Origin of the sequence: Pantoea sp. SS70, assembly GCF_029866845.1 — a bacterium.
Lineage (GTDB): Bacteria > Pseudomonadota > Gammaproteobacteria > Enterobacterales > Enterobacteriaceae > Pantoea > Pantoea leporis.
Genome location: NZ_CP117199.1, coordinates 2,841,641 through 2,861,716 on the forward strand (window position 1 = coordinate 2,841,641; position 20,076 = coordinate 2,861,716).

A 20,076-nucleotide genomic window follows, 5' to 3' on the forward strand; every position below is an offset into this window, starting at 1 on the left:
GTGTACGGCGGCTGATTACCAGCGCGCTTTCAGCAGGTTGGGCTGAATACCGCCGATAGCTCGGGTATTGCCAAACACCTGCGGCGCAATGCCAGCTTCAAACTCTTCACGGAAATATTTAATCGCGCTCTGCAATGGTTCGACGGCGCCCGGTGCGTGGGCACAGAAGGTTTTACCTGGGCCAAGCTGGCGGCAGAGTTGCTGCAGGGTCTCAATATCACCCGGCTGACCTTTCTTCTGCTCCAGCGCACGCAGGATCTTCACGCTCCATGGCAATCCATCACGGCACGGCGTACACCAGCCACAGGATTCGCGCGCAAAGAATTCTTCCAGGTTACGCACCAGTGAAACCATGTTGATTTCGTGATCGACTGCCATCGCCAGCGCAGTACCTAAACGGCTGCCAGCTTTACCAATACTGGCAAATTCCATCGGCAGATCGAGGTGCTGATCGGTGAGGAAGTCAGTTCCTGCACCGCCTGGCTGCCAGGCTTTGAATTTCAGGCCATCACGCATGCCACCGGCGTAATCCTCAAGGATTTCACGTGCGGTGGTGCCGAACGGCAATTCCCAGACGCCAGGATTTTTCACGCGGCCGGAAAAGCCCATCATTTTGGTGCCGGTGTCTTCACTGGTAGAGATGTTTTTGTACCAGTCAACGCCGTTAAGGAAGATGGCAGGCACGTTCGACAGCGTTTCCACGTTGTTCACGCAGGTCGGCTTGCCCCACACGCCGGCACTGGCCGGGAATGGCGGCTTAGAGCGCGGGTTCGCACGACGTCCTTCCAGCGAGTTAATCAGTGCTGTCTCTTCACCGCAGATATAACGACCTGCGCCGGTGTGGACGATCAGCTCGAAATCAAAACCAGTACCAAGAATATTTTTGCCGAGATAGCCCGCTTCGGTGGCTTCAGCAATCGCGCGACGCAGATTAACGGCCGCTTCGATGTACTCACCACGTAAGAAGATATAGCCACGATAGGCTTTCAGCGCGAACGCACTGATCAGCATGCCTTCTACCAGCTGGTGCGGCAGTTGCTCCATCAGCAAGCGGTCTTTGTAAGTGCCCGGCTCCATTTCATCGGCATTACACAGCAGGTAACGGATGTTCATGGATTCGTCTTTCGGCATCAGGCTCCACTTCAGGCCGGTGTTAAAGCCTGCACCACCGCGGCCTTTCAGGCCGGAGTCTTTTACCGCCGAGACGATTTCGTCTTGGCTGAAATCTTTCAACGCTTTTTCTGCGCCGACATAACCGTTTTTACTGCGATATTCATCGATCCAGATCGGCTGCTTGTCGTCACGGAGACGCCAGGTCAGTGGATGCGTTTCGGCAGTACGAATGATCTGTTTAATGGTCATTGATACTGCTCCAGCAAGTTGGCGATGCCTTCAGGCGTCAGATGAACGTGGGTATCTTCATCCACCATCATGGTTGGCCCTTTATCGCAGTTACCCAGGCAGCAAGTTGGCAGCAACGTAAAGCGTCCATCCGCCGTAGTCTGGCCCGGCTTGATGTTCAGATTTTGCTCCAGCGCATCCTGAATCCCCTGATAACCCGTGATGTGGCACACCACGCTGTCACAGTAGCGAATAACGTGACGGCCAACCGGCGTACGGTAGATTTGGCTATAGAAAGTCGCTACGCCTTCAACATCACTGGCTGGAATCCCCAGAACATCTGCGATGGCGTTAATCGCGCCGTCCGGCACCCAGCCACGCTGTTTCTGCACGATCTTCAACGCTTCGATCGAAGCGGCGCGTGCATCTTCGTAATGGTGTTTCTCGTGCTCGATAGCGTGGTGCTCGGCCTCGCTCAGCACGAAGACCTCAGTAGGGTCAATGGTGTGAATAGCAATTTTTTGATCGTGCATAATTAGCGGTCCACGTCTGACATAACAAAATCGATACTACCGAGGTAAACGATCAAGTCGGATACCAGGCTGCCGCGGATCACCGATGGGATCTGCTGCAGATGCGGGAAGCTCGGCGTACGCACGCGGGTGCGATAGCTCATGGTGCTGCCATCGCTGGTCAGGTAGTAACTGTTGATCCCTTTGGTCGCCTCAATCATCTGGAAGGATTCGTTGGCCGGCATGATTGGGCCCCACGAAACCTGCAGGAAGTGAGTGATCAGGGTTTCAATGTGCTGCAGCGTGCGCTCTTTCGGCGGCGGCGTTGTCAGCGGATGGTCCGCTTTGAACGGGCCTTCAGGCATGTTGTTCAGGCACTGTTCCAGAATGCGCAGTGACTGCCACATCTCTTCCATTTTCAGCTGCACGCGGGTGTACGCATCACTGATGCCAGCGCCAACCGGAATTTCGAAATCGAAGTTTTCGTAACCTGAATATGGACGCCATTTGCGCACGTCAAAATCTAAACCAGTGGCGCGCAGACCTGCGCCGGTGGTGCCCCACGCCAGTGCTTCATCCATGTTGTACGCCGCAACGCCTTGCGAACGGCCCATCAACACGGTATTGCGCAGTGCGGCTTTGTCGTACTCTTTCAGACGCTTCGGCATCCAGTCGAGGAAGTCGCGCAGCAGACGTTCCCAACCTTTCGGCAGGTCATGCGCGACGCCGCCGATGCGGAACCACGCCGGGTGCATACGGAAACCGGTAATCGCTTCCACCACATCATAAATTTTCTGACGATCGGTAAAGGCGAAGAACACCGGCGTCATCGCGCCGACGTCCTGAATAAAGGTGGAGATATAGAGCAGATGGCTGTTGATGCGGAACAGTTCAGACAGCATCACGCGGATCACATTGACGCGATCCGGCACGGTAATGCCCGCCAGTTTTTCCACCGCCAGCACGTACGGCATTTCGTTCACGCAGCCGCCGAGGTACTCGATACGGTCGGTGTACGGAATGTAGCTGTGCCAGGATTGGCGCTCGCCCATCTTCTCCGCGCCACGATGGTGGTAGCCGACATCGGGAACGCAATCGACGATTTCTTCACCATCTAACTGCAGAATGATGCGGAAAGCACCGTGCGCAGAGGGGTGGTTCGGACCGAGGTTGAGGAACATGAAGTCCTCATTAGTGGTGCTGCGCTTCATGCCCCAATCTTCAGGCTTGAAGGTCAGCGCCTCCATCTCCAGATCTTCTTTCTGCCTGGTCAGCTCGAAGGGATCGAACTCGGTAGCGCGCGCCGGATAATCTTTACGCAGTGGATGGCCTTCCCACGTCTGCGGCATCATGATGCGCGTCAGGTGCGGGTGACCATTGAAAGTGATGCCAAACATCTCCCAGGTTTCGCGCTCATACCAGTTGGCGTTAGCGAAAATTTTGGTGATGGTTGGCACATTCAGATCGTTTTCAGATAAAGCGACCTTGAGCATGATGTCGCGGTTGCGTTCAATGGAAAGCAGGTGATAGAAAACGGAAAAATCCGCGGCGGGCAAACCGGCGCGGTTAGTGCGTAAACGCTCATCAAAACCGTGTAAGTCATACAGCATGACATAGGGCTTTGGCAGCTTGCGCAGGAATTCAACGATTTCTAATAGCTGTTCACGCTTCACCCAGACAACCGGAATCCCGGTGCGGGTAGCCTGAACGGTAAAGGCATCCGGCCCAAAACGGTTACGCAGCTCGCCGACCACTGGGTCATCCAGGTGATCGCGGGTTTGCCATGAAGGCTGAGCGAGATCTTGCGTGGTTAAATCAGTCATACGTTACTCACCATTCCGGCCTGTAATCAGGCGCTCAAAAGAAGGCGTCAGGATGGCGGCGCACATTAAATTGTGATGTTTTGCTGTGGCCGTGGCTCCATCCGTGTACGGGAAGCTTAAACTTCGTCTGGCGATCTCAGGTTGGTGACGGCAATACGCTCGCCACGCTTTCTTTCACGCTCTGGCTGCATATTGGCGCGATAAACACCCTGATCACCAACCACCCAAGACAGTGGACGACGCTCTTTGCCAATCGACTCGCGCAGCAGCAGCAATGCCTGCATATACGCTTCTGGACGCGGCGGGCAGCCAGGAATGTACACGTCAACCGGCAGGAATTTATCCACCCCCTGCACCACCGAGTAGATGTCATACATGCCACCCGAGTTAGCGCATGCGCCCATGGAAATCACCCATTTCGGCTCCAGCATTTGGTCATATAGACGCTGAATAACCGGCGCCATTTTGGTAAATGGCGTACCGGCGATCACCATGAAGTCAGCCTGACGTGGCGAGGCGCGCATAACTTCGGCGCCAAATCGTGCCACGTCATGCACTGCGGTGAAGGATGTGGTCATTTCCACGTAGCAACAGGAAAGGCCGAAGTTATACGGCCAGAGTGAGTTTTTACGACCCCAGTTCACCATGTCATGCAGGGCGTGCTCGAGCTTGCCCATGTAGACGCTGCGGTGAACGTGTTGCTCCAGCGGATCGGTAACCGTTTCCTGTTTCTGCAGAGGATAACGATCGTTGTCGCCGCCCCCGTTCGGGTCTACGCGTGTCAGCGTGTAGTCCATCTTATTGCCTCGCTTTTACTGCTTATGAGGGTTGGTGTGGCTGTGACTGACCGGGACAGATTTGACCACTACGCGACGACGCGCAGGAGCCCAATCCAGCGCACCGATGCGCACCAGATAAACCAGGCCTGCCAAGAGCACCAAAATGAAAATTGCGGCTTCGACAAAGCCGACCCAACCGCTTTCGCGGATGGAAGTCGACCATGCGTATAAATAGAGGGCTTCGACGTCGAATATGACGAAGAACATCGCAACCAGATAGAATTTTGCAGAGAGGCGAATATGAGTGTCACCGACCGACTCAATACCCGATTCGAACGGGGTGTCCTTGTGTCGCGCACGCGCACGACCACCTAACAACCAGCCCCCGGTCAACATAAAGGCACACAGGCCGAATGCGATAACGATAAAAACAATAAATGCCCAGTGATGAGCGATCACTTCTGTAGTTGTCGACATACTCTTTGCTTACTCATCAAAAGTGGTGATGGCATCCTGCGCTGTTGCAGCAAACACACCACATCGATTCAAGGGAAGGATAAAAAACCTTATAAATTTTGCTGTCATTAGCAATAAAGCAGCAATTTTATAGGGGTTTTTACTCCTTTCTATAACCTTTTGTCAACTTTGACAAAAGTATCCAAACATTATTTTACAGCTGCATCATATTATTAACATTCAACCCTCTGAGCGCCAGCTAAATCGCTTCAGTTTGTGAGGTTAATTTTAGTGTAGCGGGTATTCACATGCGTGGATCGTGCATTTAACAATCATATTTTGACAGGTCTCGCCCGAGATTCCCCCCCCTTATCAGGGGTATTTTTTTGATCTAAAGCACATAACTGGGTTTTATGCTGCAAAAAACAGCGGAGTGGACGGGCAATTGCCCTGGGAAAGTTGGCACGAATTGATAAAATCATTCCATGTGGAGCAAAAATAGAACACATTTCATTTTTAAGATGTTGAGTGAAATCTTTTTCTGGAAATCGCTCTAAAAAGGACGTGTTAAAAGGCATAAAAAAAGCCTTAGCGGATAATTATCCAGCTAAGGCTTATTTTTATCGGTTTTAACAATTAACCGGTATTCCAATTGAGAGGAATTACCAGTAACTGCAACCCTTACTCTTCATCATCCAGTAACAAGGTACCGTCTGGATTAGCACTCAGATTATAAGGATCGTTGGTGGACTGCATGGCATTGAAGATCGCCAGCGCCAGTTCGTTATCGCTGTCTGGATTACGGCACAGCAGATACTGGGTGTCAGGCAATACTGGCAAACCTTCTGCCGCGCCCATCACGCGCAGTTCTGGACTCATCATCTCAACAGGACGCGCTGTCACACCCAAACCGGCTTTAACCGCTGCACGGACGGCAGCCAGCGTTGAGGCAACATACGAGATGCGCCACGGAATGCCAGCCTCGTTGAGGTGATCAATGGCCATATCGCGATACGGACTTGGCTCATCCAACAGAACCAAAGGAATGGCCTCTCCACGCTGGAAGATATAATCTGCCGCGCAGTACCACAACGTTGGTGAAGTACGCAGTACCTGATAAGTAAAGTTTCCTGGGCTGGACGTGGTCACAACCAGATCGACTTCACCTTGATTAAGCATTTCCATCATGAACGGGTTGCGCTTAACACGCACATCAATGGCCAGCTTCGGATAGACCGACGTTACGCGGTTAAGCAGGAACGGCAGAATGGTATCTGAGGTATCATCTGAAGCGCCGATGGTCAGAACGCCCTGAATGTTGCTGTACATTAAAGAGGTGCAAGCTTCGTCATTAAAACGAAGGATTTTCCTGGCGTAACCCAGCAGTTGAATGCCATGCTCCGTCAGCAATTTATTACGTCCATGTCTGGCAAACAGCTCTTTACCTACCAATTGTTCCAGACGTTGCATCTGCTGGCTCACTGCGGACTGCGTTCTGCACACGGCGGCAGCGGCGGCTGCGAAAGTGTTCAGATCGGCAACGGCAACAAATGTACGCAGCAGATCGAGGTCGAGATTCAGTATCGGACGATTTGCATTAGTCATGTTTTTTCTTCACTTATAAGATTTTTTAAAACTACTACCCTGGTGTATTACCCGACTTATCAAAGAGATAAGAGGCAATGGTGCTTAATGACAGCCCTGTGTGGAGCTGCCATGAAAAAAATTTGTCAGGCGGATGCCGACGATCGCACCACTCTGAGATCAGAGCAGCGTCGTCATTATAGACAGCAGAACTTCTGGGCCGAAAACGTAAGTCGTACAGGTGCTGGAAGCTGCGTAGTTGTCTATGTATCCCGCACAAAGTCCCTGCGGGTTAAAAAGAAATAACATCATGTTATGTAGATGCGAAGCGATAAAGTGCATCAAATAATAAATTATACTTAATCATTTTTACGCTATAAATGGAAATGTTTTTGTTCAAAACATCGCAATTTTTGACCAAAAGTCTTTTCGCACACATCCTGCCATAATGCTGCTCTTTTTTTAACCCCTCCAGGTTCTGAATCTCAAACACTTACGTTAAAGATACAGAGCAAATGCTATTTTACGCGTGTTTTACACTGAGTTGCAGCTGATGGTGGTGCTTAATTCTGCCAATAAAAAGTGTATGAGAATGAACTCTATTTTGTGACGCCAAACAGTGCTTAATCATTACCAGACAATTTTTCGCCATCCAACAAGATTCATTTAACTATTTCGTCTGGTCGCTAATGTTTTTTTAAGCCAGTTTTGACTGAAAAATTTCTGAATAGTCTCGGATGTCGATGGAAGAAGGCATTTACACGTCAGGCACACCTTACCAGCGTTTAATATTAACATTCTTCACATTTGTGGACTAATGAACCAGATTAATCGATTTCCAATGACTTTTACGCCACGTGAAAGGGGAAAAAATGGCAAACACGCCAAAACCAAGCGCTGCCCTTCTTTTGTTAAGGTGAGAAGAGTAAATTGGGCGAGTTTGATTTTTGGTGGCAGGTTAAAGGACTCTGCCCATAAAGGCGGTAACAATGAATTTTCAAATTGATAAATCCGGCAAGCTGGAAAATGTCTGTTATGACATCCGTGGCCCGGTACTGAAAGAAGCTAAACGTCTCGAAGAAGAAGGCAACAAAGTTCTCAAGCTGAACATCGGCAACCCTGCCCCGTTTGGTTTCGAAGCACCTGATGAAATTCTGGTCGATGTCATTCGCAATCTGCCGAGCTCGCAGGGTTATTGCGATTCAAAGGGGCTGTATTCGGCGCGTAAAGCGATCATGCAGCATTACCAGGCGCGTGACATGCGCGATGTCACTGTCGAAGACATCTATATTGGTAACGGCGTATCCGAACTGATTGTGCAAGCGATGCAGGCATTGCTCAACAGCGGTGATGAAATGCTGGTGCCTGCGCCGGATTATCCGCTGTGGACCGCTGCCGTTTCGCTGTCGAGCGGTAAAGCGGTGCATTATTTGTGTGATGAATCAGCAGGTTGGTTCCCTGACCTGGATGATATTCGCAGCAAGATCACCCCGCGCACGCGTGGCATTGTCATCATTAACCCGAATAACCCGACCGGCGCGGTTTACAGCAAAGAGTTGTTGCTTGAGATTGTTGAAATTGCGCGCCAGCACAATCTGATTATTTTCGCCGATGAAATCTACGACAAGATTCTCTACGACGAAGCACAACATCATTCGATTGCTGCGCTGGCACCCGATCTGCTGACGGTGACCTTCAACGGCTTGTCCAAAACCTATCGCGTGGCGGGTTTCCGTCAGGGCTGGATGGTTTTGAATGGTCCGAAGAAACACGCTAAAGGTTACATTGAAGGTCTGGAGATGCTGGCGTCGATGCGCCTGTGTGCCAACGTTCCTGCACAACACGCGATTCAGACCGCATTGGGTGGTTATCAAAGCATTAGTGAATTTATCGCGCCCGGCGGACGTTTGTATGAACAGCGCCAGCGTGCGTGGGAATTAATTAATGATATTCCTGGCGTCAGCTGTGTGAAGCCGCAAGGTGCGCTCTATATGTTCCCGCGTATTGACGCCAAGAAATTCAACATCTTCGACGATCAGAAGATGGTGCTGGATTTCCTGTTGCAGGAAAAAGTGCTGCTGGTTCAGGGCACCGCGTTCAACTGGCCGTGGCCGGATCACGTACGCATCGTTACGCTGCCGCGCGTGGACGATTTGGAAATGGCCGTCAGCAAGTTTGGTCGTTTCTTACAAGGGTATCGCCAGTAAATTGTGACGCGTATACTGTTCGCATTTCGGGGAAAAGATATCTTCCCCGCCGTGCGAACAGGAACCGTCCATGACTCGTAGCCATTTTTTCGCCCACCTCTCCCGTCTCAAACTGATTAACCGCTGGCCATTAATGCGCAATGTGCGCACTGAAAACGTTTCCGAGCATAGTCTGCAGGTGGCGATGGTTGCTCACGCGCTCGCCATCATCAAAAACAAAAAGTTTAACGGCAACCTCAACGCCGAGCGCATTGCCATGCTAGCGCTGTATCATGATGCCAGCGAAGTATTGACCGGGGATTTACCGACGCCGGTGAAGTACTACAACGCGCAAATTGCGCACGAATATAAAAAGATCGAGAAAATTGCCCAGCAGAAACTCATCGATATGCTGCCGCCCGAACTGCAGGACGCTTATCGGCCGCTGATAGATGAACACATGCATAGCGAAAGTGAACAATCCGTGGTTAAGCAAGCGGATGCACTTTGCGCCTATGTGAAGTGTCTGGAAGAGTTGTCGGCGGGTAATAACGAGTTTTTGCTGGCCAAAGCGCGCCTGGAGAAAACCCTGACGCAGCGGCGCTCGCCGGAAATGGATTATTTTGTTGAGGTGTTTATTCCCAGCTTTAGCCTGTCGCTGGATGAAATCTCACAGGATACGCCGCTGTAAAAAAACGGGCCGCAGCGGCCCGTTTTTTTATGCGGTGATAGAAAGGGTAAATTCACCGCTATCTTCTTTAGTGACATTTAACGGTTCAAGCGAAGCGACGCGGAAGGTGACTTCATCAATGCGCGGCGCATCGGCTGGCGCATTTATAGCGATCACCGCACTGCCCGCATCCAATCCTGAAATGATGCCCGCTGGCGCATCCTCAACCACCACGCATTGCGTCGCTGAAAGCCCCAAACGCTCGGCGCCCAGCAAATAAGGCTCGGGATTCGGCTTACCGTGCTTGATGTTCTCCGCGGTGATGAACACCTCTGGCATGGGTAGATTGGCGGCTTTATGGCGCGCATAGGCAACAGGGATCGACCCCGATGTGACAATCGCCCATGGGATCTGCAACTCGTTCAACGTTGACAGTAACGCTAATGCGCCCGGAATCGCCTGTACGCCATGCGTGTCTTCCGCTTCGAGGCGTTCAAGCCAGAGAAATTCCGCCTGAATCGCCTCTTCAGATTGTCCCGCCATGAAATGGCGCAGCGAGTTGATCGCAGGCTTCCCATGAATATAGCTCAGGACCTCTTCCGCAGACAAACCATGGCGCTCACCCCACAATGACCATGCGCGAATCACAGCAGGCAGTGAATCCACCAGCGTACCGTCTAAATCAAACAGAAAACCCCTGTACTTCACGCGTCGCTCCTTATTCAGGCATTGATAATCTGCGCGATCTCATTCGCGCTGAGATGATATTGACGCGGACAAGTGTGCCACACCGTAAGCATGCGTTGGTATTTTTCCCACATCGGCGTTTGGGCATTGAAGCCGTGTGTGCCGGAATCAAAATGGGTATAGCGCCCTTCTACGTTCACCATAAAACGCACGTAGCCGAGATAACGCGCTTCGGTGGCCGCATCAAAGCCGAGAAACGCCAGGCGACGCTCATCAATCGCGCTGCCATCTTTGAGGTTCGACCACGAAACATGCAGCGCATGATGCATTTCCATAATATCGATCAGTGAGCGACAGGTCGCTTCGGTTAGCTCGCCGAATTCCTTATCGAGTTCGCGTAACTGTAAGCCATAGCCGCGTTCAATAATGGTTTGATAACGACGATAGCGCTCGGCGTTATCGGGCTCCAGCATGGCCATCATTTTGTATTGATTGGAGAGGATCAATCGTTGTGCGTGGGTCATTTCCATGGTTTGCTCCCGGGCCAGGCGGCCGCTTAAGATTTAAACAATGAAGAAATGATTACACAAGGAGAGTGATGCGTGTATGTCCGCACCACTTTTCTTTGATTTGAACCGGGATTTGGCTCAAATTCTCTGGCAGGTAAAAGCGTCCGCGGATCAAAGATCGTCGAGGAAAGTGCGATCAAGCTGTTTAAACGCGCGCTTCAACACATCGGCGAGCGACTGATATGTCGGCTTACCGTCAACGGGTGCAATCGCCTGCCCCGCTTCTTGCAGTTTGGTACGCACTTCATGGAACCACTGCAGCAGCGTCGGCGGCAACGGCGTTACCGAACGTTTACCTAACCACCATAATCCTTGCATCGGCAGGCTGCAGGCAAACAGCGCGGTGGCAATTGCTGGACCAAGTTGTCCCCCCATCGCGATTTGCCATGTCAAGGTGAAAATCGCCAGCGGCGGCATAAAGCGAATGGCAAAACGCGTTGCATTCACCACGCGATTTTCAGGAAATACCGGCGCCAGGCGCTTGTCTGCAGGCCAGGTCTTCATGTATCGCTGTCCGCGCTGGAACAAGCCGAACCAGCCGGGTTTGTCTGTCTCATTCGCCATGATAGACCTCAACTAAATCTGCAATATTTAAAATAAACCGATAACTACACAACTTTACGTGACATCCTTCAAAAGTTTTTGTCTTTGCGGGTGACAGTGAGTATTCTGACGCCGTTTGAGTAACATTACCGGAAGCTTTAGCTCAATAAAAGAGCGGCCAGAGCCATGTTTCGCTAAGTGCTTATCAAAAATAAGCGTAAAATCACCAAAATTTTTTGCATGTCACTGAATTTTTGACTAGCACATGATGTTTATCATTAACCTACCAGCTTTCATGGGCTACGCTGTTAGTCTGATTGCGTTTTTTTTAGCCACTATTTAACAAAAATAGGTACTTCCATGTCGACGAAGTTAGTTCTGGTTCTGAACTGCGGCAGTTCTTCACTTAAGTTTGCCATCCTTAACCCTGTTACCGGCGACGAATATCTCTCCGGTTTGGCTGAATGTTTCCATTTACCGGAAGCACGTATTAAGTGGAAACTGGACGGCAGCAAACAAGAAGCTCAGCTTGGCGCGGGTGCGGCACACAGCGAAGCACTGAATTTCATGGTCAAAACTATTCTGGCACAAAAACCAGAGCTTTCGGCACAAATCGCTGCAATCGGCCATCGTATCGTTCACGGCGGCGAGCAGCTGACCAAATCAGTCATCATCGACGAATCTGTTATTCAGGGCATCAAAGACGCCTCTTCTTTTGCGCCGCTGCACAATCCTGCGCATCTGATCGGTATAGATGAAGCGCTGAAAAACTTCCCACATCTTTCTGATAAAAATGTCGCGGTTTTTGACACCGCATTCCATCAGACAATGCCGGAAGAGTCCTATCTCTATGCTCTGCCGTACAAATTGTATAAAGAGCACGGCGTTCGTCGCTACGGCGCACACGGCACCAGCCACTACTATGTGACGCAGGAAGCCGCGAAAATGCTGAACAAACCCGTTAGCGAACTGAACGTCATCACCTGCCACTTGGGTAATGGCGGTTCCGTTTCTGCTATTCGCAATGGTCAATGTGTTGATACATCAATGGGCCTGACGCCATTGGAAGGGTTGGTGATGGGCACGCGCAGTGGCGACATCGATCCTGCGATTATCTTCTTCCTGCATGATGCCCTGGGCATGAGCGTTGATGCCATCAACAAGCTGCTGACCAAAGAGTCTGGCCTGTTAGGTCTGACCGAAGTCACCAGCGACTGCCGCTATGTGGAAGACAACTACAGCACCAAAGAAGATGCTAAGCGTGCGATGGATGTGTTCTGCCACCGTCTGGCGAAATACATCGGCAGCTACACTGCGCTGATGGAAGGCCGTCTGGACGCCGTGGTCTTCACCGGTGGTATCGGTGAAAACGCGGCGATGGTGCGCGAGCTGGCGCTGCAGAAACTGGGTCTGCTCGGCTTCGAAGTCGATCACGAGCGCAACCTGGCAGCACGCTTCGGCAAATCGGGTTTCATCAACAAAGAAGGCACGCGCCCAGCCGTGGTGATCCCAACCAACGAAGAGTTGGTGATTGCTCAAGACGCCGCGCGTCTCACCGCTTAAAAACACTTCTCTCCGTCAGCTTAGGCTGACGGAGTTGTTTTAGACAGTCTGCAACACCTGAGAGGTTTCTATCGTGTCACGTACAATTATGCTCATTCCTACCGGCACCAGCGTCGGTCTGACCAGCGTCAGCCTCGGCGTGATCCGTGCCATGGAGCGCAAAGGCGTGCGCCTGAGCGTATTCAAGCCAATTGCCCAGCCACGTGCGGGTGGCGATGCGCCAGACCAAACCACCAGCATTATCCGTAAAAGCTCCGCGATTCCTGCCGCAGAACCGCTGCAGATGTCACGCGTTGAGTCGCTACTTGGATCTAACCAGCAAGACGTGTTGATGGAAGAGATCATTGCCAACTATCACGCAAACGCTAAAGACGCGGAAGTGGTGCTGGTTGAAGGTCTGGTCCCCACGCGTAAACATCAGTTCGCATCTGCTCTGAACTATGAGATCGCTAAAACCCTGAACGCCGAAATCGTCTTCGTCATGGCGCTGGGCAACGATTCTCCGGCGCAGCTCAAAGAGCGTATCGAACTGACGCAAAGCAGCTTTGGCGGCAGCAAAAACAAAAACATCACTGGCGTGATCATCAACAAACTGAATGCGCCGGTGGATGAGCAAGGTCGTACGCGCCCGGATCTGTCAGAAATTTTTGATGACTCCTCTAAAGCCAGCATCGCCAACATCGATCCAAAGCAGCTGTTTGCCAACAGTCCGCTGCCGGTGCTGGGTTGTGTACCGTGGAGCTTTGATCTGATCGCCACTCGCGCCATCGATATGTGCCGTCACCTGAACGCCGATATCATCAACGAAGGTGAAATCCAGACGCGCCGTGTGAAATCTGTCACCTTCTGTGCGCGTAGCATTCCACACATGCTGGAGCACTTCCGTCCGGGTTCACTGCTGGTAACCTCCGCCGATCGTCCTGATGTACTGGTTGCCGCCTGTTTGGCCGCGATGAACGGCGTAGAAATAGGTGCAGTGCTGTTGACCGGTGGCTATCAGATTGAAGCGCCCATCGCACGCCTGTGCGAACGCGCGTTTCAGACCGGCCTGCCGGTGTTTATGGTGAAAACCAACACCTGGCAGACGTCGCTTAGCCTGCAAAGCTTCAACCTCGAAGTCCCAACTGACGATACGCAGCGCATCGAGAAAGTGCAGGAGTACGTAGCTAGCTTCATTAATGAAGATTGGGTGGAATCGCTGACCGCCACGTCCGAGCGCAGCCGTCGCCTGTCTCCACCGGCATTCCGCTACCAGCTCACCGAGCTGGCGCGCAAAGCCGGCAAACGCATTGTGCTGCCAGAAGGCGACGAGCCGCGTACCGTCAAAGCGGCAGCAATTTGCGCCGAACGCGGCATCGCTACCTGTGTGCTGCTCGGCAATCCGGAAGAGATTCAGCGTGTTGCGGCGGCGCAGGGTGTTGAACTTGGCACAGGCATCGTGATCGTGGATCCAGAAGTGGTACGTGAAAACTACGTGCCACGTTTGGTTGAGCTGCGTAAGAGCAAAGGCATGACCGAAGTGGTGGCGCAGGAGCAGCTGGAAGACAACGTGGTGCTCGGCACCATGATGCTGGAGAGCGGCGAAGTTGACGGTCTGGTCTCCGGCGCGGTTCACACCACTGCGAATACCATTCGTCCACCGCTGCAGCTGATCAAAACCGCGCCAAACAGCTCGCTGGTGTCGTCGGTGTTCTTCATGCTGCTGCCGGAGCAGGTTCTGGTGTATGGCGACTGCGCCATCAACCCGGATCCCAATCCAGAACAGCTGGCAGAGATCGCGATTCAGTCTGCCGATTCAGCCAAAGCCTTTGGTATCGATCCACGCGTCGCGATGATCTCCTACTCAACCGGTAACTCCGGTGCCGGTAGCGACGTAGAGAAAGTACGTGAAGCCACGCGCATCGCGCAGGAAAAACGCCCGGATCTGGTGATCGATGGTCCGCTGCAGTACGACGCCGCGATTATGGAAGACGTCGCCAAATCCAAAGCGCCAAACTCTGCGGTTGCCGGCCGCGCTACCGTGTTCATCTTCCCGGATCTGAACACCGGTAACACCACTTACAAAGCGGTACAGCGTTCTGCCGATCTGATCTCCATCGGACCGATGCTGCAAGGCATGCGTAAGCCGGTGAACGACCTGTCGCGCGGCGCACTGGTGGATGATATCGTCTACACCATCGCATTGACGGCGATTCAATCGCAGCAGGCCGAAGGCTAATCCCCTTTCCCGCCCACCAAAAAAGCATGCACTTCGGTGCGTGCTTTTTTTTTGCCCCGTACTTCACTGGCATAAACCTCACGCTGCGTTAACACTGATTGAAGTCTGCCGCTAATTGCGAGGTGAATAATGAGCAACAGTGATGTGCACCGCCGTCGTTTACAAGCCACGCCGCGCGGCGTGGGTGTGATGTGTGATTTCAATGCGGTAAAAGCCGAGAATGCCACGGTTTGGGATCAACATGGCCGCGAATACACCGATTTTGCCGCAGGCATCGCAGTGCTTAACACCGGGCATCGTCACCCGAAAGTAATGGCTGCGGTGCAACAGCAGCTAGAATGCTTTACCCATACCGCATTTCAAATCATCCCTTATGAGAACTACATTCATCTCGCTGAGCGACTAAATGCGCTGGTGCCGATTAGCGGGCCGGTGAAAACCACCTTTTTCTCAACCGGTGCTGAAGCGGTCGAAAACGCGGTCAAAATCGCGCGTGCGGCCACCGGTCGGCCCGGCATCATCGCCTTCACCGGCGCGTTTCATGGCCGCACCAATATGACAATGTCGCTGACCGGGAAAGTGGTGCCGTATAAAACCGGCTTCGGCCCCTTCGCCAGCCCGGTGTTTCACGCGCGCTATCCCAACGCGCTGCACAAGGTCAGCGTGAGCGATGCGCTCGACAGCCTGGAAGCGATTTTCCGCAGCGATATCAGCCCGCAGCAGGTGGCAGCCATTATCTTTGAACCGGTTCAGGGCGAAGGCGGTTTCTACGGTGCGCCGCCAGAGTTTGTCGTTGCGCTACGGGAGTTGTGCGATCGCCACGGCATACTGCTGATCGCCGATGAGATCCAGAGCGGGTTTGCGCGCACTGGCAAGCTGTTCGCCAGCGACTATTACGCCGTGCAGCCTGATATCATCACCATGGCGAAAAGTCTGGCTGGCGGTTTCCCGCTCTCGGCGGTATCGGGACGCGCAGAAGTCATGGATGCGCCAGAACCCGGCGGCCTGGGCGGAACCTATGCTGGCAGTCCACCGGCGATTGCGGCGGCGCTGGCGGTGTTAGACATTATCGAAGAAGAGGCGCTGTGCAGCCGCGCCAACCAGCTTGGCAGCCGATTAAAACAGACGTTGCAGCGAGCAGATTGTAAAGCGCTGGCGGAAATTCGTGGTTATGGCTCAATGATGGCGGCGGAATTCAATGATGCGGCGGGCAAGCCGTCGGCGGAGATTGCCAAAGCTATTCAGCAGCAGGCGCTGGAAAAAGGTTTGATTCTGCTAACCTGTGGCGTGTACGGCAACGTGATCCGCTTCCTCTATCCGCTGACTATTCCCGATGCGCAGTTCGAGGATGCGTTGGCACTGTTGGCGGGGATTCTGCGGGAACATTAACAATGTTGTATATAAGGTCGCCAAAAATGGCGACCTTACGGCAAGATTACGCTTCGCTGCTCTGTTTACGACGTGCAGCATCACTGTTTCGGCTCAGCCACAGCGACAGCGCCTTAAGCGAATCATCGGTGAACTCGTCACAGCGCGCGGTGATCTCTTCCGGCGTCATCCAGAAGATCTCATCCACTTCCTCTTCCTGCATGGCAAACGGGCCATGGGAAACGCAGCTGAACAGCCCGCCCCATACGCGGCAATGCTGATCTTCAAAATAGAACTGGCCGTGTTCGGCGAATGGAACGGCCGCGATACCCAATTCCTCTTCCGCTTCACGACGCGCCGATTCCAGCAGGTCTTCCCCACTCTGCACCACGCCACCGGCAGTGGCGTCCAGCATACCCGGCATGAAGTCTTTGATTTCAGTACGACGCTGCACCAGAATTTTGCCCATACCATCGTGCACCACAATATAAGTAGCGCGATGACGCAGACACTGCGCACGCATCTGCGCACGGCTGGCCTGCGCAATGACTTCGTTCTCTTCGTTAACGATATCAACCCACTCGATACCGTCACCTGCCGTTTGATCCACCATCCGTAACCCTTTTCTGTTTTCGGCGTGCCCAGCACGCGCCTGTTTGCCATGCTTTATTAGAATGAGCGGTAAGGTAAAGCGTTCTTTTCGCCATCGCAAGGCGCATCGTGCTCAGCGTGTTTTACCCGATTCCGCTAACCAGAGTTGCACCGAAGCACGCTGCCACTGGAACTCCGCATAGTGTTGCAGCTTCACCGGCAGCGCATCGCCGTGCAGCGCCAGGCGATTAATCATCACGGCTAAATCGGTATCCGCAATCGACCATTCGCCAAACAGATTTTGCTGTCCATCAGGCAAAAGGCGCTGCACCGCAGCAATGAGTTTGTTGGCAGCTTGCTCACCTGCCGGCGTAAGCGGCGCAAAGCGTTCGCCGGCGAACAGCACTTCGGTTGGACGCTCAGAGCGCAGCGCCATTAAGTCGCTGCGCAGCCATGCCTGCACTTCGCGCGCATGCGCCCGTTTCTCACGATCGCGCGGATAGAGCCGCTCGAACTCTGGCGCCGGAAAACGCTCTTCCAGGTACTCAGCAATCGCTGAAGATTCCGTCAGCAGCACATCATCGATTTGCAGCGTCGGCACACGGCAGGTCAGCGACAGCGCGCGGTATTCCTCATCCCACTGCGCATTCTGCGATAAATCGACGCGCTTAAGGGTGAAGGGAATGCCCTTCTCGGTGAGCGCAACATAAACCGACATGGCGTAAGGGCTGAAAAAGCAAGAATCTGACCACAAAGTAATGGTTGGATAATTCATTGGCTGCCTCAGAAAAGCGTCAGGTGTGCATCATGTTTACCGATTTTTATTTATTAAGGCAATGGTGCGCTGGTCGGATCTTTAGCTGCTAAGACCAGCGCTGACTTTTCCTTTTTCTTCATAAGCGTAAGCCGAGTCACGCCGCGCGCACGCTTCTCTTCTATGCTCAATCTGAGCAGATAAAAAATGACAAGGAGGCTCAACATGCATTTACTGATCACCGGCGGCACCGGCCTGATTGGCCGCCATCTGATTCCGCGTCTGTTGCAGCTTGGCCATCAGGTGAGCGTCGTCACGCGCGATGTCGCCGCCGCACGCGAGAAACTCGACGCCAGCGTGGCGCTGTGGTCCGGCATCAATCAGCAAACCGATTTAAACGGTATTGATGGTGTGATTAATCTTGCGGGCGAACCGATCGCCGATAAACGCTGGACCGAACAGCAGAAGCAGCGGCTGTGCGAAAGCCGCTGGCAGATCACCGAGCAGCTGGTCTCGCTGATTCACGCCAGCAGCAATCCCCCGCAATTTTTGATTTCCGGCTCGGCTACCGGCTTTTATGGCGATACCGGCGACCTGGTGCTGACCGAAGAGGATCCAGGCCAGGATGAATTTACCCATACGCTGTGCGCGCGTTGGGAACAATTGGCGTTAACTGCACAGAGCGATCGCACGCGCGTCTGTTTGCTGCGCACCGGCGTGGTGCTGGCGAAAGAAGGCGGCGCGTTATCGAAGATGAAACTGCCGTTTAAGCTTGGCGTAGGCGGTCCGATTGGTAGCGGCAAACAGTATTTACCGTGGATTCACATCGACGATTTGGTTAACGCGCTGCTGTGGTTAATCGATCACTCTGAACTGCGCGGCCCGTTCAACATGGTTGCGCCCTATGCGGTGCGCAATGAGCAGTTCGCCGCCACGCTCGGCCATGTGATGCATCGCCCAGCCTTTATGCGCACGCCCGCCAGCGCCATCAAGCTGATGATGGGGGAATCAGCGGTGCTGGTGCTCGGCGGCCAACATGTGTTGCCGAAGCGCCTGGAAGAGTCAGGCTTTGGTTTTCGCTGGTACGATTTGGAGGAAGCGTTGCGGGATGTCGTGTAGGGGCGCCATTAATGGCGCCCGCCTATCACAGATTAACTTCTTTGCTGCGCCACGCGTGATTTCACTGCCGCCGGTTCATGCGTATGTCCCGGCTGCGGCACGCGGATGATAAAGGTCAGCACGCCAGCAAACACGTACAGCGCGGTATACGCCCACACCACGCCGACGATATCGAAAAACGGCAGCAACACCGACGCAATCGCGGGCGCGACAAAATTACTCAGTCCGGCCGACAGGTTATAAATCGACACGGCGGCGCCTTTGTGATGCGGCTCCAGTGTCGGAAACACTGCGGTCATCGGCACGAAGGCGGCGACAAAAATTCCTAACATCACCGCCGGAATCAGCGCCACCCAGAAGTTATGTCCGGCATACAGCGGCAGGTAGTAAAACGCCAGACTGGAGATGGCCATACCGAGACAGCCAAACCAGCGCACCTGACGGATCCAACCCAGTTTCTCGCCGGTAATGCCCCAGAAGATGTTGGTAAAAATGGTGACGAAGAAGAACACCGCCCAGATTTGCAGCCATTCGGAAATGGTGAAACCAAGACGATCAACGAACAGCAGCGGCATGATAATGGCGAAACCAAACAGCGACAGCGTGTTAATGATGCGAATCAGGCAGGCATAAAACACGTGCTGGTTGGTAAACAGAATAGTTACCGCCCGCGACATTTCGGTCATTTTATCGCGCATCGGCAAATTGACGCGCGAACGATCAACCGGCACATGGCGCAAGCTGAAATAGGCCAGCACGCCACCACAGGCAACCCAAATAATCGCCAGCCACAGCGTACCGGTTTCGCCGAGCATCGGGATGGTCAGACTCGGTAAATAGCTGCCGACCACACCGATACCGACGGAATACATTGCCCAGAACCAACCGGTGGCTGCCGCCAGTTTTTCACGCGGCAGCACCTGCACCAGCATCATCATGAATGAGTAAATGAATAGCGGATACGCCAGACCGCGAATGCCGTAAAATAGCACCATCAGCGTATAGTTGCGCATGCCAAGTCCCAGCGACATAAACAGCGTGTGCATGACAATCCACAGCACGAAGCCAATCATCATGGCACGCTGGGGCGTAATCAGTTCCGCTACCACGCCCGATGCCCACGCCGCTAGCGCTGCCGCCAGTCCGTAAAAAGTAAATACTACCGCCGACTGCGCTGGCGTGAAGCCCATATCGGTGATGTGACGCGACAGAAATGCCATTTCAAAGCCGTCACCCGCCATAAAAATAGCGATGGCGAGGAAGCCCCAGAACATCTTTTTCGGTAAGCCAAACCAGTAATCATTCGATTGCAT

18 protein-coding genes are annotated in these 20,076 nt (G+C 53.1%); 6 read left to right on the plus strand and 12 right to left on the minus strand.

The genetic code is table 11. The features are described from left to right. Window positions 1-15: 15 nt before the first annotated feature. The 6 genes from nuoF to lrhA all read right to left on the minus strand — a co-directional run bounded on the left by nuoF (window position 16) and on the right by lrhA (window position 6,516). On the minus strand, window positions 16-1,356 hold the full coding sequence (nuoF, locus tag PO881_RS13090) for an NADH-quinone oxidoreductase subunit NuoF (RefSeq protein WP_280172902.1): 1,341 nt from the start codon (window positions 1,354-1,356) through the stop codon (window positions 16-18). A gap of 2 nt (window positions 1,357-1,358) precedes the next feature. Continuing rightward, window positions 1,359-1,874 carry an NADH-quinone oxidoreductase subunit NuoE gene (gene nuoE, locus PO881_RS13095; RefSeq protein WP_101763655.1) on the minus strand — a complete coding sequence of 172 codons (516 nt, stop codon included), beginning with the start codon at window positions 1,872-1,874 and terminating at the stop codon, window positions 1,359-1,361. 2 nt (window positions 1,875-1,876) lie between these two features. Then, complete coding sequence (gene nuoC, locus PO881_RS13100; RefSeq protein WP_101763654.1) at window positions 1,877-3,676, minus strand: NADH-quinone oxidoreductase subunit C/D; 1,800 nt, start codon at window positions 3,674-3,676, stop codon at window positions 1,877-1,879. A gap of 116 nt (window positions 3,677-3,792) precedes the next feature. Beyond that, window positions 3,793-4,473 (minus strand): NADH-quinone oxidoreductase subunit B, encoded by a 681-nt coding sequence (locus PO881_RS13105; protein WP_008105151.1) that lies wholly within the window; start codon window positions 4,471-4,473, stop codon window positions 3,793-3,795. Between the two features lie 15 nt (window positions 4,474-4,488). Continuing rightward, on the minus strand, window positions 4,489-4,932 hold the full coding sequence (locus PO881_RS13110; RefSeq protein ID WP_007889316.1) for an NADH-quinone oxidoreductase subunit A: 444 nt from the start codon (window positions 4,930-4,932) through the stop codon (window positions 4,489-4,491). 660 nt (window positions 4,933-5,592) lie between these two features. Continuing rightward, on the minus strand, window positions 5,593-6,516 hold the full coding sequence (gene lrhA, locus PO881_RS13115; RefSeq protein ID WP_021509211.1) for a transcriptional regulator LrhA: 924 nt from the start codon (window positions 6,514-6,516) through the stop codon (window positions 5,593-5,595). A 968-nt stretch (window positions 6,517-7,484) separates the two neighbouring features. On the opposite strand from lrhA, the gene PO881_RS13120 reads away from it, so the two are divergent. Continuing rightward, entirely contained in the window at window positions 7,485-8,702 is a 1,218-nt protein-coding gene (locus PO881_RS13120) for a pyridoxal phosphate-dependent aminotransferase (protein ID WP_008105154.1), read from the plus strand. 70 nt (window positions 8,703-8,772) lie between these two features. Next, the gene (gene yfbR, locus PO881_RS13125; RefSeq protein WP_110866568.1) at window positions 8,773-9,372 is read left to right on the plus strand and encodes a 5'-deoxynucleotidase; all 600 of its coding nucleotides are present in this window, start codon (window positions 8,773-8,775) and stop codon (window positions 9,370-9,372) included. 27 nt (window positions 9,373-9,399) lie between these two features. On the opposite strand, the gene PO881_RS13130 is transcribed toward yfbR, so the two are convergent. From PO881_RS13130 to yfbV, 3 genes are all read right to left on the minus strand, one after another. Continuing rightward, window positions 9,400-10,059 carry a sugar phosphatase gene (locus PO881_RS13130; protein ID WP_192233271.1) on the minus strand — a complete coding sequence of 220 codons (660 nt, stop codon included), beginning with the start codon at window positions 10,057-10,059 and terminating at the stop codon, window positions 9,400-9,402. Window positions 10,060-10,073: 14 nt separating this feature from the next. After that, window positions 10,074-10,568: a YfbU family protein gene (locus PO881_RS13135; protein ID WP_101763651.1), complete on the minus strand. Its 495-nt coding sequence runs from the start codon at window positions 10,566-10,568 to the stop codon at window positions 10,074-10,076. Between the two features lie 150 nt (window positions 10,569-10,718). Then, window positions 10,719-11,171 carry a terminus macrodomain insulation protein YfbV gene (gene yfbV, locus PO881_RS13140; protein WP_101763650.1) on the minus strand — a complete coding sequence of 151 codons (453 nt, stop codon included), beginning with the start codon at window positions 11,169-11,171 and terminating at the stop codon, window positions 10,719-10,721. A gap of 339 nt (window positions 11,172-11,510) precedes the next feature. On the opposite strand from yfbV, the gene ackA reads away from it, so the two are divergent. From ackA to PO881_RS13155, 3 genes are all read left to right on the plus strand, one after another. Then, window positions 11,511-12,713: an acetate kinase gene (gene ackA, locus PO881_RS13145; protein WP_101763649.1), complete on the plus strand. Its 1,203-nt coding sequence runs from the start codon at window positions 11,511-11,513 to the stop codon at window positions 12,711-12,713. 73 nt (window positions 12,714-12,786) lie between these two features. Beyond that, entirely contained in the window at window positions 12,787-14,931 is a 2,145-nt protein-coding gene (pta, locus tag PO881_RS13150; protein WP_176971183.1) for a phosphate acetyltransferase, read from the plus strand. A gap of 129 nt (window positions 14,932-15,060) precedes the next feature. After that, a complete protein-coding gene (locus PO881_RS13155; protein WP_280171904.1) occupies window positions 15,061-16,320 on the plus strand; it encodes a 4-aminobutyrate--2-oxoglutarate transaminase in 1,260 nt (419 codons plus the stop codon). Between the two features lie 46 nt (window positions 16,321-16,366). On the opposite strand, the gene yfcD is transcribed toward PO881_RS13155, so the two are convergent. Continuing rightward, window positions 16,367-16,912 carry an NUDIX hydrolase YfcD gene (yfcD, locus tag PO881_RS13160; protein WP_007889295.1) on the minus strand — a complete coding sequence of 182 codons (546 nt, stop codon included), beginning with the start codon at window positions 16,910-16,912 and terminating at the stop codon, window positions 16,367-16,369. A 111-nt stretch (window positions 16,913-17,023) separates the two neighbouring features. Then, a complete protein-coding gene (gene yfcF / locus PO881_RS13165; RefSeq protein WP_008105173.1) occupies window positions 17,024-17,665 on the minus strand; it encodes a glutathione transferase in 642 nt (213 codons plus the stop codon). A gap of 204 nt (window positions 17,666-17,869) precedes the next feature. On the opposite strand from yfcF, the gene PO881_RS13170 reads away from it, so the two are divergent. Beyond that, on the plus strand, window positions 17,870-18,763 hold the full coding sequence (locus tag PO881_RS13170) for a TIGR01777 family oxidoreductase (protein WP_101763646.1): 894 nt from the start codon (window positions 17,870-17,872) through the stop codon (window positions 18,761-18,763). Between the two features lie 32 nt (window positions 18,764-18,795). On the opposite strand, the gene PO881_RS13175 is transcribed toward PO881_RS13170, so the two are convergent. After that, window positions 18,796-20,076 carry an MFS transporter gene (locus PO881_RS13175; RefSeq protein ID WP_192411468.1) on the minus strand — a complete coding sequence of 427 codons (1,281 nt, stop codon included), beginning with the start codon at window positions 20,074-20,076 and terminating at the stop codon, window positions 18,796-18,798.